13 protein-coding genes and 2 pseudogenes are annotated in these 15,509 nt (G+C 64.9%); 12 read left to right on the top strand and 3 right to left on the bottom strand.

Annotation, left to right across the window (positions count from 1 at the left end):
* The first annotated feature begins 24 nt into the window (after positions 1-24).
* From ACQCSY_RS20225 to ACQCSY_RS20170, 12 genes and pseudogenes are all read left to right on the top strand, one after another.
* Positions 25-150, top strand: coding sequence for a hypothetical protein (locus ACQCSY_RS20225; protein ID WP_427131596.1), 126 nt, complete (start codon positions 25-27; stop codon positions 148-150).
* Complete coding sequence (locus ACQCSY_RS20220; RefSeq protein WP_427131595.1) at positions 147-473, top strand: carboxymuconolactone decarboxylase family protein; 327 nt, start codon at positions 147-149, stop codon at positions 471-473. Before ACQCSY_RS20225 ends, ACQCSY_RS20220 begins: the two co-directional genes overlap by 4 nt.
* 1,520 nt (positions 474-1,993) lie before the next feature.
* Complete coding sequence (locus ACQCSY_RS20215; protein WP_427131593.1) at positions 1,994-2,500, top strand: hypothetical protein; 507 nt, start codon at positions 1,994-1,996, stop codon at positions 2,498-2,500.
* A 71-nt stretch (positions 2,501-2,571) separates the two neighbouring features.
* A pseudogene (locus ACQCSY_RS20210) lies at positions 2,572-3,666 on the top strand (AMP-binding protein); the annotation flags it as partial.
* Positions 3,667-3,916: 250 nt separating this feature from the next.
* Positions 3,917-4,021: pseudogene (locus ACQCSY_RS20205) on the top strand (transposase); the annotation flags it as partial.
* A gap of 50 nt (positions 4,022-4,071) precedes the next feature.
* Positions 4,072-5,340: a 3-hydroxyacyl-CoA dehydrogenase family protein gene (locus tag ACQCSY_RS20200; protein ID WP_427131591.1), complete on the top strand. Its 1,269-nt coding sequence runs from the start codon at positions 4,072-4,074 to the stop codon at positions 5,338-5,340.
* A gap of 82 nt (positions 5,341-5,422) precedes the next feature.
* Positions 5,423-6,604 (top strand): acyl-CoA dehydrogenase family protein, encoded by a 1,182-nt coding sequence (locus ACQCSY_RS20195; RefSeq protein ID WP_427131589.1) that lies wholly within the window; start codon positions 5,423-5,425, stop codon positions 6,602-6,604.
* Positions 6,605-6,613: 9 nt separating this feature from the next.
* Positions 6,614-8,248 (top strand): AMP-binding protein, encoded by a 1,635-nt coding sequence (locus tag ACQCSY_RS20190; RefSeq protein ID WP_427131587.1) that lies wholly within the window; start codon positions 6,614-6,616, stop codon positions 8,246-8,248.
* Positions 8,245-9,444, top strand: a complete 1,200-nt coding sequence (locus tag ACQCSY_RS20185; RefSeq protein ID WP_427131586.1) for an acetyl-CoA C-acetyltransferase — start codon at positions 8,245-8,247, stop codon at positions 9,442-9,444. Before ACQCSY_RS20190 ends, ACQCSY_RS20185 begins: the two co-directional genes overlap by 4 nt.
* Positions 9,445-9,457: 13 nt before the next feature.
* The gene (locus ACQCSY_RS20180; RefSeq protein WP_427131584.1) at positions 9,458-10,111 is read left to right on the top strand and encodes a TetR/AcrR family transcriptional regulator; all 654 of its coding nucleotides are present in this window, start codon (positions 9,458-9,460) and stop codon (positions 10,109-10,111) included.
* Between the two features lie 54 nt (positions 10,112-10,165).
* On the top strand, positions 10,166-11,023 hold the full coding sequence (locus ACQCSY_RS20175; protein ID WP_427131583.1) for a response regulator transcription factor: 858 nt from the start codon (positions 10,166-10,168) through the stop codon (positions 11,021-11,023).
* A 59-nt stretch (positions 11,024-11,082) separates the two neighbouring features.
* Positions 11,083-12,543 (top strand): MFS transporter, encoded by a 1,461-nt coding sequence (locus ACQCSY_RS20170; RefSeq protein ID WP_427131581.1) that lies wholly within the window; start codon positions 11,083-11,085, stop codon positions 12,541-12,543.
* A gap of 210 nt (positions 12,544-12,753) precedes the next feature.
* On the opposite strand, the gene ACQCSY_RS20165 is transcribed toward ACQCSY_RS20170, so the two are convergent.
* From ACQCSY_RS20165 to ACQCSY_RS20155, 3 genes are all read right to left on the bottom strand, one after another.
* A complete protein-coding gene (locus tag ACQCSY_RS20165; RefSeq protein WP_427131580.1) occupies positions 12,754-12,909 on the bottom strand; it encodes a hypothetical protein in 156 nt (51 codons plus the stop codon).
* A gap of 44 nt (positions 12,910-12,953) precedes the next feature.
* The gene (locus ACQCSY_RS20160; RefSeq protein WP_427131578.1) at positions 12,954-14,828 is read right to left on the bottom strand and encodes a transketolase; all 1,875 of its coding nucleotides are present in this window, start codon (positions 14,826-14,828) and stop codon (positions 12,954-12,956) included.
* Between the two features lie 356 nt (positions 14,829-15,184).
* Positions 15,185-15,322: a hypothetical protein gene (locus ACQCSY_RS20155; protein WP_427131576.1), complete on the bottom strand. Its 138-nt coding sequence runs from the start codon at positions 15,320-15,322 to the stop codon at positions 15,185-15,187.
* Positions 15,323-15,509 lie beyond the last annotated feature (187 nt).

Below are 15,509 nucleotides of genomic sequence, written 5' to 3'. Positions count from 1 at the left end.
CGCCACAATCCCCAAAAAGCCATCATGACCGACAACGAACAAGCCCCGATGCAGAAGATGATCGGTGATGGACGAACGCCGCGCCATCAAAGTGCTGCTGCAACCGTAGAACCAACCGCCCACCCCACCAATGAAAGAAGATCCTCATGACTGACCAGCCCAAGCAGATAGGCGGCGGACGCCGCCTGTTCGGCGACTTCGCTCCGAAGCTCGCCGCCCTCACCGACGATGTGCTCTTCGACGACGTCTGGAACCGCCCCGAGCTCTCCGCCCGCGACCGCAGCCTCATCACCGTCGCGGTGCTCGCCGCCGGCGGCGACTACCCCCAGCTCGAGTTCCACCTCGGCCGTGCCGTTGAGAACGGCGTGACCCAGGAAGAGCTCATCGAAGCCCTGACCCACGTCACCCTCTACGCCGGCTGGCCCAAGGGGATGGGTGCGATGGGGATAGCGAAGAAGGTGTTTACCGAATAGCGTCCAAGGCCGAGGACGAGCTCCGAAGTCCCTTCTCTTCGCTCCCATCGAAGAGAAGGGACTTCTCTTCGCTCCCGGCGATGACGGACGCCGGTTCCTCAGCGGCCACTTCGACGAGTTCACCGCACCACCGCCTCACGCAGACACCCGGCCGGCGTTCGTCACCATGCGAGAACATCGCCGCTTCACGGAGTTCGCCGACACCGTGCGCTCCCACCGATACATCGGCCCTGTGCTACGGACCTCCCGGGATCGGGAAGACCCTCTCAGCCAGCCACTACGCCGGAACCGACGACTGGGAACAATGGCACCCGCTCACACGCGACCCCGGTCCATCTCGGTGCCTCGTCAATGTACGCGTGGCGTGCTCAGAGTCCAGAGTGCTGGATGCCAGGCGGCCAGCAGTGATCAGCAGGGCTTGACGCCTAGGACTGTCCGGTCAGGGTTCCCCTTACGGGACCTCGCCCTGGTGCCCGGCGCCACTTGCTGACGATTCGGATGATAGGCAGCAGAGGTAGACGCGACGTCAACGGCAGGATTCGACGATTTGGGTCAACTAAAGTGAGACAAATCGGGGAAACTTGTCTCACTTTAGTTGACCCAAACCGCGCAATTCCGTGGCGAGGTGGTTCACCTTATTTGAGACGGGACACTCAACATTGTTGTCAGTTTTCTCATTGAATCGGTCAGCCTACGGGATCCCCTTGTCTGTCTCAGTTAACCTGTCAGCGTGGTTCAGGGTGGTCTGAGGTCGTTGCCTGTGAACGCGACGGGATCCGTTCGCGTACTGGCCCGTTTCGAGAAGGGCATGTTCGATGCCGGGCTGTCGTGCGATGTCGCGTCGTCTCGGTTCGAATCGACGCTGCCGGTGCGGTCGTTCTTTGCGTGGCCGGGCAAGCGGAACTACGAAGGCTCGTGGTGGTCCAGCACGGTCCGCGCTCATGTGGGGTTCGAGAGTTTGCTGGAGCGGGAATTCCTGATGGCCGCTGATCACGACCGGGACGTTGTCGGGATCGCCTCTCAGCCATTCGCCTTGTTGTGGCCGAAGGATACTGAGGGCGCGCGGGCATGTTCCGGACTTCTTCGTCCGTCTCGCCGACGGCAGAGCGCGGGTTGTGGACGTGCGACACCCGGACCGTTTGGCCTCTGCTGAGCGGCAGTTTGAACTGACCCGTGAGGTCTGTGGCCAGATCGGCTGGGAGTACGAGGTTTTCACAGGTCTGGTGGAGCCTTTTGCCTCGAACCTTCGCTGGCTCTCGGGCTACCGCCATGAGCGGTTCGTCCCTTCGTGTTCGATTGTTCCGGTGATCCCGGAGGCGTTCGCTCCTGCGACTTCGTTGGCGGCCGGGGTGCGGCGCGGCCCGGACACTGAAGCTGGATTCCTCCGTTGTCCACGCCTACGTACTGCACCTATTGTTCGGCGGCGCGCTCGAATCGGACCTTGGCGGGCCCCTGTCATCGGAGTCCATCCTTGTACCAGTGCGCGAGCCTGCCTCGGATTCCGTGCCGGAAGCGGTGTCATGAGGACGGTCCGCCTCTTCGACTTCATCCAGTTCGACGGCGCGTCATGGCAGGTCATCGCCCAGGACGGCACAGAGCTGGCATTGAAGAACCTTGCCACTGACCGCATCCGACGCGTGGGCGTGACCGAGCTGCTATTGGACACGTCCTACCTCCCTGACTCCCCCACACCTCTGCCTCCACTGGACACAGTCGCGGCATTGGAGGGACTCGACCCTGGCACGCGTAGGCACGTCGAGTTCCTCCACCGGCACGTGCACGAGGTGCTAAACGGGACCCTCCCTGACGCCACCGGGACGACGCCAGAGTACGATCCCGCCATTCCACTTGGAGCTCGTATCGAGGCGAAGCTGGTCGAATTGGCGGCAGCCGGGGTGACCATGACCGAACGGACGATGTTCCGGCACATGGCCGCCTACCGGAAGGAAGGCGTGACTGGTCTCGCCGACGGCAGGACCCGTCACAGCATGGGAAGGCCCAGTACTCCTATAGCTGCCCCTAGGTGACAAGTAGCTTGGCTGGTTTGACCTATACGAGGCTGACACCGCGGAGGGTGTCACGAAGAATCTCATCGCCCGGTCCGGGGGACGTTATGTGGACGGCCTCGGACGTCGGGTGGGTGGTGGGGCACTCCTACATCGTGTACGGGCCGCTCATGGCCGGCGCCACCACTGTCCTTTACGAGGGCAAGCCCGTGGGCACCCCGGATGCGGGTGCTTTCTGGCGGGTGATCCAGGACCACAAAGTCAATGTCCTGTTCACGGCGCCCACGGCACTGCGGGCTATCCGGAAGGCGGACCCCGAGGCTAAGCTGCTCGCCGGCTATGACACCTCCAGCCTGGACACCCTCCTCGCCGCAGGGGAGCGGCTCGACACCGATACCTACCACTGGGCGGCCGGGGTCCTTGACGTCCCCGTGGTTGACCATTGGTGGCAGACCGAGACCGGATGGGCCATCTGCGCGAATCCGCGGGGTCTTGAGAAGATGATGGTCAAGGCCGGTTCGCCCAGCGTGCCGATGCCCGGGTTCCAGCTCGCCATCGTGGATGGGGCCGGTAGGGCCGTCAATACCGGGGAAGAGGGCAATATTGTGCTTGGGCTTCCCTTGCCACCAGGCACCCTGACTACACTCTGGCGGGACGATGACCGTTACATCTCCTCGTACCTGAAGGCGTTCGATGGCTACTACGCCACAGGTGACTCCGGATACCAGGATGAAGACGGGTACCTCTTCGTCATGGGCCGGACCGATGACGTCATCAACGTCGCCGGCCACCGGCTGTCCACCGGATCCATGGAGCAGGTCATCGGGCAGCACCCTGCAGTCGCAGAGTGTGTGGTCATTGGTGTATTCGATCCGTTGAAAGGCCAACATCCCAGCGGATACGTGGTCCTGAAATCCGGCGTAGAGGTAGCAGAACCGGTACTGGTCCAGGAGCTGATCGCACTCGTTAGGCGGGACATCGGCGCCGTGGCCGACTTCAAGAACGTCACCGTCGTGGATGCACTGCCCAAGACCAGGTCAGGGAAGATGCTCCGCAAGACCATGAGGCAGATCGCAGACGGCGAAGAGTACGTGATCCCCTCCACCATCGACGATGCAGGGGTCATTGACCAGCTGATCGGGAAGCTGCGGCCCGCCAGCGCCGGAAACCCTCGCGCGCGGGGTTAGAAGCGGGATCAGCCCCAAGTTGCGCCTGATGCAGGACCGTCCGGGCATCGTTGAGGACGCCGGGTTATGCCCATTGTGGTCAGGCGGAGCCCCTGGACCCGCTCAAGGCTGTCCACACCGGGTGTAACCCGGCGCAAAGCCGCCCTCCGCCTCGCTTCAGGCACCCATGCGGGCGTCCGCTGCGCCGCCGGCTGCGGGGTCCGGTGCCGCGTGGCCAGCCCGTCCCAGCATTCGTACATCTTCGGTGCCCACCCACTACGCGGCGAACCTGATGTCCGCCACCCCCAAGAGCAGCTGGCCCTGGGTGAAGACATTGCTCTACAGCCTCTACGACCAGCCCGACGCGGCCAGCGTGAAACTCAGTATCAATTGACATGAAACTGAGTTTCAGTGTAGAACGGTGGCATGGTTCCTGACAATGTCGTTGAAACTGCCTCGCTCGCGGGGGCTGGCCCAGCTGCCTCCCAAGCGCCCGGAAAATCGGCCGGTGCATATGCCGCGGCCCTACTGGCCATTGAACGGCAACGGCCGCCGGGCGCTCCCGGCGCTGATCCGCGCCCTGTCCGCAGCGTCGGGGTGATCGGAGCCGGGCTCATGGCCAGCCAGCTCGCCCTGGTCTTTGCCAAGCAGCTTGGAGTTCCGGTCCTGATCACCGATCTATCCCAGGCAAAGGTGGATGGCGCGCTTGCGTGGGTCGCCGCACACCTGGACAAGCTGGTGCGCCGCGGGCAGCTCAGCGAAACGGCGGCGCGGGAGCTTGGCAATCTTGTCCGCGGAACGGTGGATAAGAACGAGTACCGGAACTGTGACGTGGTCATTGAGGCGGTGTTCGAGGAGTTGAGCGTCAAACGCGCCGTCCTCGCGGAAATCGAGCCCCTGCTGCGCGCCGATGCGCTGCTGCTGACGAATACCTCGTCCCTGTCCGTGACGGCGATGGGCCGCGGCCTGGCCCATCCGGAACGCCTGGTGGGACTGCATTTCTTCAATCCTGTGGCTGTGCTGCCGCTCGTGGAAATCATCAGGACTGAAAACAACGACGACGCCAGCGTCGCCACCGCTTGTTCGCTCGCCCGGCTGCTGGGCAAGACTGCGGTCCTGGTTACGGACACGCCGGGCTTTGTGGTGAACCGGATCCTGACCCGGCTGTTCTGTGAACTGCTCCAGGTCATTGATGACGGGGCGGATATCGAACTGGCGGACCACGCCTTGGACCCGCTGGGGCTGCCCATGACTCCGTTGACCCTGCTGGGTTTCATCGGACCCGCGGTCCAGCTGCATATCTGCCAGACCATGCACGCCGCCTACCCTGACCGTTTTTATGTCAGCACAAGCCTGGCAGCCATTGCGGATGCCCGGCTGCGCGGCTATCTGGACAAGCCCGGCACCGTGCTTCCCGAGGCGGCCGCCCTGCTGCCGGCTGCCGACGGCGGCAATCCGCCGGTGCCTGATACAGACGCCATCCAGGCACGGATCCTTGATGCCCTGGCTGAGGAGGTGGGCCTGATGCTGGCCGAAAAGGTGGTGGCCGGTCCGGCGGAAGTGGATCTGTGCATGCTTCTCGGCGCCAACTTCCCGCAGCATCAGGGGGGCCTCACACCGCTGCTTGACCTCAGCGGCGCCTCCCGGCGCGTGTGGGGAACCGAATTCCACCCCGGCTCCGGATTTGCCGAATAGCTAAAGGCGCGCGGGGCGCCCGAACAAACTCCGCTTCCAACCACGCCATTCCTCAATTCCTCCCCCAAAAAGGATGCAAACCATGCCCGACTATGACGTCGCCGAACCGCTGGACACGGACTACTACTCCGTCTTCGCGAACATTCCCGCACCCGACCGTGACGTGTGGAGGCGCGCTAGGGCTTTCACCGGGGAGGCCCTGCCGCAGATGAACGACTACTGGGAACGCGCCGAGTTCCCCGCCCACCTGGCCAAGCGGATGGGCAGCATGAACCTGCTGGCCGATGGCATTGACGTACAGGGTCTGGAGCCGATGTCCCCGCTGGCCGCCGGGCTGGTCAACATGGAGATCTCCCGCGGGGATGGTTCGCTGGGTACCGTGATCGCAGTCCAGGGCGGCCTGGTGCTGCGCTCAATTGCCCTTTTTGGCTCCGAGGCCCAGCGCGGGACGTGGCTCGGTCCGCTGGCCCGCGGCGAAAAGCTCGGCGCCTTCGCCCTGACGGAACCCGACCACGGCTCGGATTCCGTGGCACTGGAAACCACCGCCACGCTCGCCGGGGAGGACTACGTCCTCAACGGCGAGAAGAAGTGGATCGGCAACGGCTCCGTCGGGGATGTCACGGTGGTCTGGGCACGCGATGACGCCGGCGATGTCCGCGGCTTCCTGGTGGAACAGGACCGGGAGGGTTACGAGGCAGAGACCATCACCGGAAAGGCCTCGCTGCGCGCAATACACCAGGCCCGGATCAGGCTCAACAACGTCCGCATCCCAAAGGCTAATCTGCTCCCCGGTGCGCGCACTTTCAAGGACACGTCCGAGGTCCTGGTTGCCACGCGCCTGGGTGTGGCCTGGTCCGCCCTCGGCCACGCCACCGCCGTCTACGAAGCCGCGCTGAACTACGCCACGCAGCGGACACAGTTCGGCAAGCCACTGGCAAAGTTCCAGCTGGTCCAGGAGCGGCTGGCGTACATGCTCTCGGAGCTGACCAGCATGCAGCTGCATTGTTTCCATCTGGCGGGTCTTGATGCGGCCGGCCAGATGCGCCCCACCCAGGCCTCGATGGCGAAATACCACAACACCCGCAAGGCCCGCGAGCTGGCATCCATTGCCCGCGACATGTTGGGCGGCAACGGCATCCTGCTGGAAAACCACGTGATCCGGCACCTGCTGGACATCGAATCCATCCATACCTATGAAGGCACGCAAAGCATTCAGACCCTACTGATCGGCCGCGATGTCACCGGACAAAGCGCCTTCGCCTAAGGACTCGCCATGACCACAACTGAGCTTCCCAATGAATCCCCGCTGAGCCCCCTGCGGTTCCTCCAGCGCTCCGCCGAGGTCTTCGGGCAGAAGACGGCGATCATCCACGGCGACCGCTCCTACACCTACCGGGACTTCGCTGCCGAAGCCCAGCGGCTGGCCAAGGCGATCAAGAGCCGGATCCAGCCAGGCGATCGCGTGGCCTTCCTGTGTCCCAATGTGCCGGAACTGCTGATTGCCCACTTCGCCGTCCCCCTCGCCGGGGGCGTCCTGGTGGCCCTGAACTCGCGGATGACCGCCCGGGAGCTCCAGTACATCCTGGAGCATTCCGAAGCCAGGCTGCTGTTTGCCGATTCGGAACTGCTGGGCACCGTTGCGGGACTGGACCTGGGTCTGACGCAGCTCGCTGCGTTGATCGAAGTGCCTGACAGCACCATCAGCTATCCGGAGGTCCCCGCGGGCATTTGCGCGACGCAGTATGCGGATTTCCTCGCTGCGCCCGGCGGCCAGGACGCAGATCTTCCGTGGGGCATCCAGGACGAATGCGCCCCGATCACCCTGAACTACACCTCCGGCACCACCGGCAAGCCCAAGGGCGTGCTGTATTCGCACCGCGGGGCCTACCTGAACTCGCTCGGAGAAACCTTCCACAATCACTTCACCGGCGACACTCGCTACCTCTGGACGCTTCCGATGTTCCACTGCAACGGCTGGTGCACCACGTGGGCCGTGACGGCGGTGGCGGGCGTCCACATCTGCCTTCGGGCGGTGCGCGCGGACACAGTCTGGGACGCCATCGACACTCTCGGCGTCACCAATCTCTGCGGCGCCCCCACAGTGTGCAGCATCATTGCCGGCGCACCCCAGGCCCACGAACTGAAGGTGCCGCTGCGGATCACGACGGCGGGCGCCCCGCCGTCGCCCGCGATCATCACCTCCCTGGAGTCGATCGGGATCAGCGTGGTCCACGTCTACGGGCTGACCGAGGTGTATGGCCCCTACACCATCTGTGAGCACCAGGCCGAGTGGGATGATCTGTCCGCCCAGGACAGGGCCGTTAAAATCTCCCGCCAGGGGGTGGGGATGCTGCAGGCCGAAACGGCGCGCATCGTGGACCTGGACATGCTCGATGTCCCGGCCGACGGCGCAACCCTTGGCGAAATCGTGCTGCGCGGCAACAACGTGATGCTCGGTTACTTCAAGGATCCCGAGGCCACAGCCGATGCCTTTCGCGGCGGCTGGTTCCACACCGGAGACCTCGGCGTCATGCATCCCGACGGCTACATCCAGCTCAAGGACCGGGCCAAGGACATCATCATCTCCGGCGGCGAAAACATTTCCACCATTGAGGTGGAGCAGGCCATCATCAGCCACCCGGCGGTACTGAACGTGGCCGTGATCGGCGTCCCGCACGAGAAATGGGGCGAACGCCCGGTTGCCTTTGTCATCCGCAGCAGCTCCGGCTCGGTCACGGCCGAGGAAATCCGCTCGCACGTCAAGGGCATGCTCTCCGGATTCAAAGTTCCGGACAGGATCCTCTTCCCCGACGAGCTCCCCCACAACTCCACCGGCAAGGTCCTGAAGTCGCGGCTGCGCGCCTTGGACATCAGCGCCCCAGGCCTCAGCAAGGAAGGCACCAAATGAGCAGCCAGGACATAGTCGTTGTGGGTGCGTCCCGCACGCCTCAAGGAAAATTGATGGGGCAGCTGTCTTCGCTGAGTGCTGTGCAGCTGGGCGCCGCCGCCATCGCCGCAACCCTGGAACGCTCCGGGATCGAGCCGGCGGCCGTCGATGCGGTCATCATGGGCCAAGTCCTGACGGCCGGCGCGGGGCAGAACCCGGCGCGGCAAAGCGCCGTCGCGGCAGGAATACCGCTCAGCACCCCCGCCGTCACCGTGAACAAGGTCTGCCTGTCCGGGCTGACGGCCATCATCCAGGGCGTCAGGCTGCTCAAACTGGGCGAGGCGGACGTCGTCGTCGCCGGGGGCCAGGAATCCATGAGCCAGGCGCCGCACCTGCTCACCGGCTCGCGCGCCGGCTACCTCTACGGCGGCATCACGGCCGTGGACTCGGCCGGCTACGACGGACTCACGGATGCCTTTGACCAGGAGTTGATGGGCATTGCCACAGACCGCGCCAACGCGAAGCTTCAGCTTTCCCGCGAGACGCAGGACCAGATCGCGGCGCTGTCCCACCAGCGGGCGGCCGCGGCCCAGACCGAGGGGAGATTCAGCGCCGAGATTGCCCCTGTTGCGGTGCCGCAGAAAAGCGGCGCACCCGCACTGGTAAGCCAGGACGAGGGCATCCGCCCGCAGTCCACCCAGGACGTGCTGGCCGGACTGAAGCCGGCCTTCACGGCGGCGGGGACCGTCACGGCCGGAAATGCCTCGCCGCTGAACGACGGCGCCGCCGCCGTCGTTCTGGTGACCCGCGGCTACGCCGAAGCCCACGGGCTCGAGGTGCTGGCCATCGTCGGGCCCGCCGGGCAGATCGCCGGGCCGGACACAACGCTGCCGGACAAGCCGGCGCAGGCAATCACCGCGGCCCTGGCCCGCGCCGGCTGGACGGCCGGGGACCTCGACTTCGTGGAGATCAACGAGGCCTTCGCCTCGGTGGTGGCGCACTCCGCTGCGGCCCTGGACCTGAGCTTGGACAAGGTCAACGTCAACGGCGGCGCCATCGCCATTGGACATCCGATCGGTGCCTCCGGAGCGCGGCTGGTGGTCTCTGCCGTCCATGAGCTGATGCGGCGCGGCAGCGGCAAATCCGCCGTAGCGCTCTGTGGCGGCGGCGGACAGGGTGACGCGCTGCTATTGTACCGGGATGGCATCAGTGGCTAATTTCCGTTCCGAGGTGGCCGAGGCCGCCCTGGATCTGTTCACCGACAATGGCTACGATGCGACCAGCGTGGACGATATTGCCCTGGCTGCCGGAGTCTCCCGCAGTACCTTCTTCCGTCAGTTCCGTGCCAAGGAAGACGTGATCTTTGCCGACCACGAAGCCTTGCTCGATGAGCTCACCGCCTACCTGGCGGCGAGCCATCCGGATCCGTGGGAGGCTGTGTGCCAGGCCGCGGCAATCGTCTTTGGGAAGTTTTCCGCACGCCGGAAAGTGGCCCAAAAGCGCTACCACGTGGTGCAGGCCGTGCCCGCGCTCCGGGACCGGGAAACGATCATGGTTTCCCGCTATGAACGGCTTTTCTCGGACTACCTCCGCCGGGCTCTCCCAGGCATATCAACGCTTGATGCAATCCGGTTCGCCGCCGCGGTCACGTCAACCCATAACTATGTGTTGCGCGAAATGATGCTGGATTCCCCTCGTGGTTCCCTGGGGAACCTGGAACACGAACTGCTGGCGGTGCGCCGCATTTTCGGGGTGCTGCCGCAGGGGGACCCCGCATCCATCCCGGCCGAGGATGACCTGGTAGTGGCCGTTTTTCCCCGCTCGACACCCACCGCTGAAGTGGCGCGTCGCATCCAGGACAAACTCGACGGGCGCTCCGGCTAGCAGCTCCTTACAACTGCTCCATCTAAGTGTTCTATCCAGCTGGGGAAGGGCGCTATGACAGGGCATGACAACGACGTTTACCGTCCGAGTGACCGCGACCTGCTGAGGCGGGCGATCAGGGAGACCGCAGCCCGGACAGGCTCCGGGGTGTTCTTCGCAGGCCTCGTGAACCGCACCGAGCTCACCATCACCGAGTTCTTCGGCACCACGACACACGGCCTGAAGAACCTCAGCGTGCAGCCCGGCGAGGGGGTTGGCGGACGCGCCCTGTCCCAGGCGCGCACCATCGGGGTGGCCGATTACTTCGACTCCGACAGCATCACCCATCATCACGACGAAGCCGTGCGCATCGAGGGGCTGCGGACCATGGTGGTGCTCCCCATCCTCGTGGACAGCCGCGCCCGGTGCATCCTCTACACGGCAACGCGCGAGCGCACATCGATCGGCGATTGCGTTGTGAACGAACTCAGCGCCGGCGCCTCGAGGATCTCGCGGGAACTGGCTATTCGCGACGAGGTGGACCACCGGGTCTCGATTCTCCGGGTGGTCCACAGCCTGGCCGCGGAGCCACGGGACCGTGACCTCCTCGAGATCGTCCGGCTTGCGCATGCCGAACTCCTCTCCGTTGCTCGCATCACGGATGATCCCGAGCTCGCCCAGCGCATCCTCGCCGTGACCGCACGGCTCGAGGGCTCCGACGCCGCACCGGCCGGCGCCCCGCACCTCACGCGACGGGAGACCGATGTGCTCGCCCAAGTGGCGCTCGGCTGTTCCTACGTCGAAGCCGGCAACCGGCTCTCGCTTAAGGCAGTCACGGTGAAGAGCTACATGCAGTCGATCATGGCGAAACTGGACGTGCACAGCCGTACGGAGGCCGTTGTGGTGGCGCGCAGGCTCCGCCTCTTGCCCTGACCGGTGGCGCGATAAGCACCTCCATTGGGAGGTGGTGGCAACCGCACGGCGCTGGCACGATGACATCTCCGCGTCGAAACAACACAGTCTCGACGACCGATGTCAAAGGAGATATCGCATGCTCGAAAGCCTCGCACCGGTTGCGACCCGGTCCGGTCCGCCCCGCACCTCGATGGCCCGGGTCGCCGTCGCCAGCTCGATGGGCAGCATCATCGAGTTCTACGACTTCCTCATCTACGGCACGGCTGCGGCCCTCGTCTTCCCCCAGGTCTTCTTCCCGGCACTCCGGCCCGGCGGCCGGCACTCTCGCCTCGTTCGGAACCTTCGCCGTCGCCTTCGTCTCGCGTCCCCTCGGTGCTGTCCTGTTCGGCCACTTCGGTGACAGGATGGGGCGGAAGAAAACGCTCGTCATCACCCTTCTCATCATGGGCATCGCGACGGTCACTATCGGGCTGCTGCCCGACGCAAGCGTGATCGGGGTCGCCGCACCGATCATCCTCGTTGTCCTCCGATTTCTTCAGGGATTCGCCGTTGGCGGTGAATGGGCCGGCGCGGCACTTCTCGCCGCCGAGTACGCCCCGCCCAAGCACCGGGGCCTCTTCGCAGCCTTCCCCCAGCTGGGCCCGTCGATTGGCTTCGCCCTCGCGAGTGCGACCTTCCTCATCATCAATCTGTCACTGGGCGACAAGTCGGACGCATTCCTCACGTTCGGCTGGCGCATTCCGTTCATTGGGAGTGCCGTGCTCGTCATGATCGGCCTCTACATCCGCCTCAAGATCGAAGAGACTCCCGTCTTCAAGGAAGCCAGCGACGAGAGCGCCGTCTCGGCAGCGCCACGCAGGCTGCCCGTCTGGGAGTCGGTGCGCAACCAGCCACGCCAGATCCTCTTGGGCGGCGCCTCCACCATGATGCTGTTCGCCTTCTTCTACATCGGCACAGCCTTCCTCAGCAGCTACGGCACAAGCGCCGAGGGCCTTGGGCACAGCCGGCCGACCATCCTTTCGCTTGGAATCGTCGGCGCCATGTTCTTCGCAATCGGCACAATTGCCAGCGCAGTCCTCTCCGACAGGATCGGCCGCCGAGCCGTGATCGTCGGCTCGTGCGTCGTGGCGATCCCCTGGTCGCTCCTGCTTTTCCCTATCCTCGACATCGGCACGACCTGGTCGTTTGCCATCGGGCTGTCGGGCACGCTGCTGATCGTCGCCGGAATCTACGGCCCGGTGGGCGCCTTCCTGCCGGAGCTCTTCGCCACCCGCTACCGCTACACGGGTGCCGGAATGGCCTACAACCTCGGAGCGCTGGTCGGCGGTGGCGTCACGCCGCTTGTGGCTGTATCGCTTGGCGCCAGCCTGGGGAGCCCCGCCATCGGCCTGCTTCTCGCCGGCGTGAGCCTGGTGAGCCTGCTCGCCACCTTCGGCCTCCCGGAGACCCGCGGTATCGACCTCGCCACCTCCGGAAGCACAGCCGCACGGCGACAGCCGGTAACCGGGCCCTCGTCGGCGTCGACCAGGGCCCGGTAGCCGGTCACCTTCGGCGCCCCGTTACATTTATTGAGTTCCCCGAAGGCCGGGGACTTGGTCGCCGGACCCGGACGGACCTCAGCCTTCCGGCTCCGCAAGTAGTCCCGGCCGCGTAGCGTTCACCACTCGTCCCACTGACGCTTCCGCTAAAGGCTTCCGCTGAACCTGAACCCGGCGAATAGGACTCGGACCGATAAGTCAGGTTCCCGCTTAAACAGTGATTGTTGCAGCTGATGCAATACTGCGCCCGGTGATCGAATCTTCGGTGATGTAATGTTCAAGCGTGCCGCTGTCGAGCAGGTTGCGGGTGATGGTGCCCAGCCAGAGGCTTTGGCCGGCGTCGTGCAGTTGCTGTGTCGCTTTCATGGCCGTCCTTGTTTATCTGGTTCTCCAGATACAGATTCTTGACATCACTGGCCGGCCAGCCCGCGCGCAGCCGTGACGATATGGCGGGAGGATATGCCGGCGGCGTCGAGAAGTTCGGCCGGCTTGCCGGACGTGGGCAACCCCTGCACGGCCAGATGCGCGACCCGCAGTGCCGGGACGGAGGCGTTGGCCAGTGCTTCCAGTACGGCGCTGCCGAGTCCGCCCTCGGGGTAGTGGTCCTCGACGACGACCAGGCGGCTGCCGGTGACCTGGCAGGCCTCAATCAGGGCCGCCCGGTCGATGGGTTTGACCGAGTAGGCGTCAATGACCCGGGCCTTGATGCCCAATCCTGCTAGCTCCTCGGCCGCTGCCAGGCACTCGTGCAGCGTCACACCGGCCCCGATCAGGGCCACCTGGTTGTCGGGTCCGGCATGGTGGACCTTTGACCCGCCGATCGGGAACGATTCCCCGGCCGGGTAGACCACCGGGTAGGAGCCCCGGGTGGTGCGCAGGTACACAATGCCGTCTGTATCGGCCATCTGGAGGGTGAGCTTGGCGGTGCACGAGGCATCGGCCGGGTACAGGACGATGGAGCCGTGCACGGCACGTAGCGCGGCCAGATCCTCCAAGGCCATCTGGGACGGTCCGTCCTCGCCGATCTCGACTCCGGCGTGGGAGCCAACCAGGCGGATGTTGACCTGGGAGATCCCGGCCATACGAATGAAGTCATACGCACGGGAGAAGAACACAGCGAAGGTGGAAGCGAAAGGGACGTATCCTCGTATCGATAGGCCGACGGCTGATGCCACCAGTTGCTGCTCGGCGATGAACATTTCGAAGTACCGCTCGGGGCAGACCTTGTGGAATTCTTCGGCATGCGTGGAGTTGCCGACCTCCCCGTCGAGGACGACGACCTCCGGACGGGCCGACAGTGCGGCAATCGCAGCGCCAAAGGCTGCCCGGGTGGCCACTTTGTCGCCCAGTTCGTACGCAGGAAGTACGACGGCGGCCGTGGGGTCCGCGGTGATAGCCGGGGCCGCGGGGCCCGAGGATCCTGCGGACGGAGAAATGGTTTTGATCCGCAGACTGGACGGGCCGCCCAACGCCGCGATGGCGCGGTCAGCCATCTCCGGCGGGAGGGCCTTGCCGTGCCAGCCGTTTTTGTCCTCCAGCTCCGGGACCCCCTTGGCCTTGATGGTCCTGGCCAGGATCACGGTCGGCTGGTCGGTGCCGGCGCGGGCCTGCGTCAGCGCCGCATCGACGGCTTCCAGGTCGTGGCCGTCGACGACGACGGGGCGGCAGCCGAACGCTTCCACCCGAGTGGCGTACCGGTCCACGTCCCATTGGAGTTCGGTCGGTCCGCGCTGGCCCAGTCGGTTGATGTCCACGATCGCGGTAAGGTTCCCCAGCTTGTAGTAGTTGGCCTTATCCAGGGCCTCCCAGACTGAGCCCTCGGCCGTCTCGCTGTCCCCGCACAAAACCCACACATGATAGGGCAGCTTGTCCAGGTATTTTCCCGCCAAGGCGACCCCGACGGCGTCAGGCAGGCCCTGGCCCAGGGAGCCGGTAGCGACATCGACCCACGGCAGGGCCGGGGTGGGATGCCCCGCCAGCCTGGCCCCCAGCTGGCGGTAGGTGCTAATGAGCTCCTCTTCATCGACGACCCCGACCGCCCGGTACATGGAATAGAGCAGCGGGGAGGCGTGGCCCTTGGAGAAGATCAGGTGATCGTTGTCCGGAGAATGGGGTTGGTCCCAGTCATAGTGCAGGTGCTCCACCAGCAGGACCGCCATCAGGTCTGCTGCCGAGAGGGAGGAGGTGGGGTGTCCGGAGCCGGCCTGGGTACTGCAGCGGATGGAATCCACCCGCAGCTGGGTGGCCAGTGCACGGCTGAGGTCGAGTTGTTCTTTGTTCATCATGGTGCTCCTGCCAGTGCGTCACTATGGGGGTCTTCCGCCTGTAAGGGGAATCCGGGATGGGCCGGTCGAAGGAGCCGGCCCGGTGCCCAGGCGCGGGTCGGCGTCGTATTCGGCATACGACTCCGGCGGGTTGCCCTTCACCCCGGCGGCCTTCGCCCCGCCAGTCCGGCGCCCGCGATCACAAACGTCTGCTGTGCTGCCACGATGGCAACAATCTACGCCCGGTTATCCATAGCGGCTAGGGTTGGCAGCGGCACAGGTGCTCCGCACGAATCCACGGTAGGGTTTGTCCGACCGCAGCGCAGGCAAAAGCGACCAGCCCGGACGTAAGTGACGCCCCCATTATGAACACCAGCTCAATTAAGTCCTTCGTCGATCAGCTGGCCGGTGCCAGCCCCGGCCAGAACAGCTTTAACCCCTTTGACGTTTCCAACCCCGACAACGCCCTGCGGCGGTTGAATCTGGAGCTGTATCTGCTGAAAATGGCGGATCACAAGCCGAAAGTGCTGCTCCTGGGTGAGGCGCCCGGTTACCGGGGCATGCGAATTACGGGGATACCCTTCACCGACCGAAAGATCCTCCAGAGCGGAATCAACTGCTTCGGGCTCTTCGGACCCGGTGAGGGATACGCGATTCCGGCTGACCTGCCATCGGTGACATCCGAACCAACGGCAGCCGCGA

The organism is Pseudarthrobacter sp. S9 (assembly GCF_050156545.1).
GTDB lineage: Bacteria > Actinomycetota > Actinomycetes > Actinomycetales > Micrococcaceae > Arthrobacter.
Note: the sequence above shows the minus strand (reverse complement) of the source record. Positions and strands in the feature narration are given on the sequence as shown.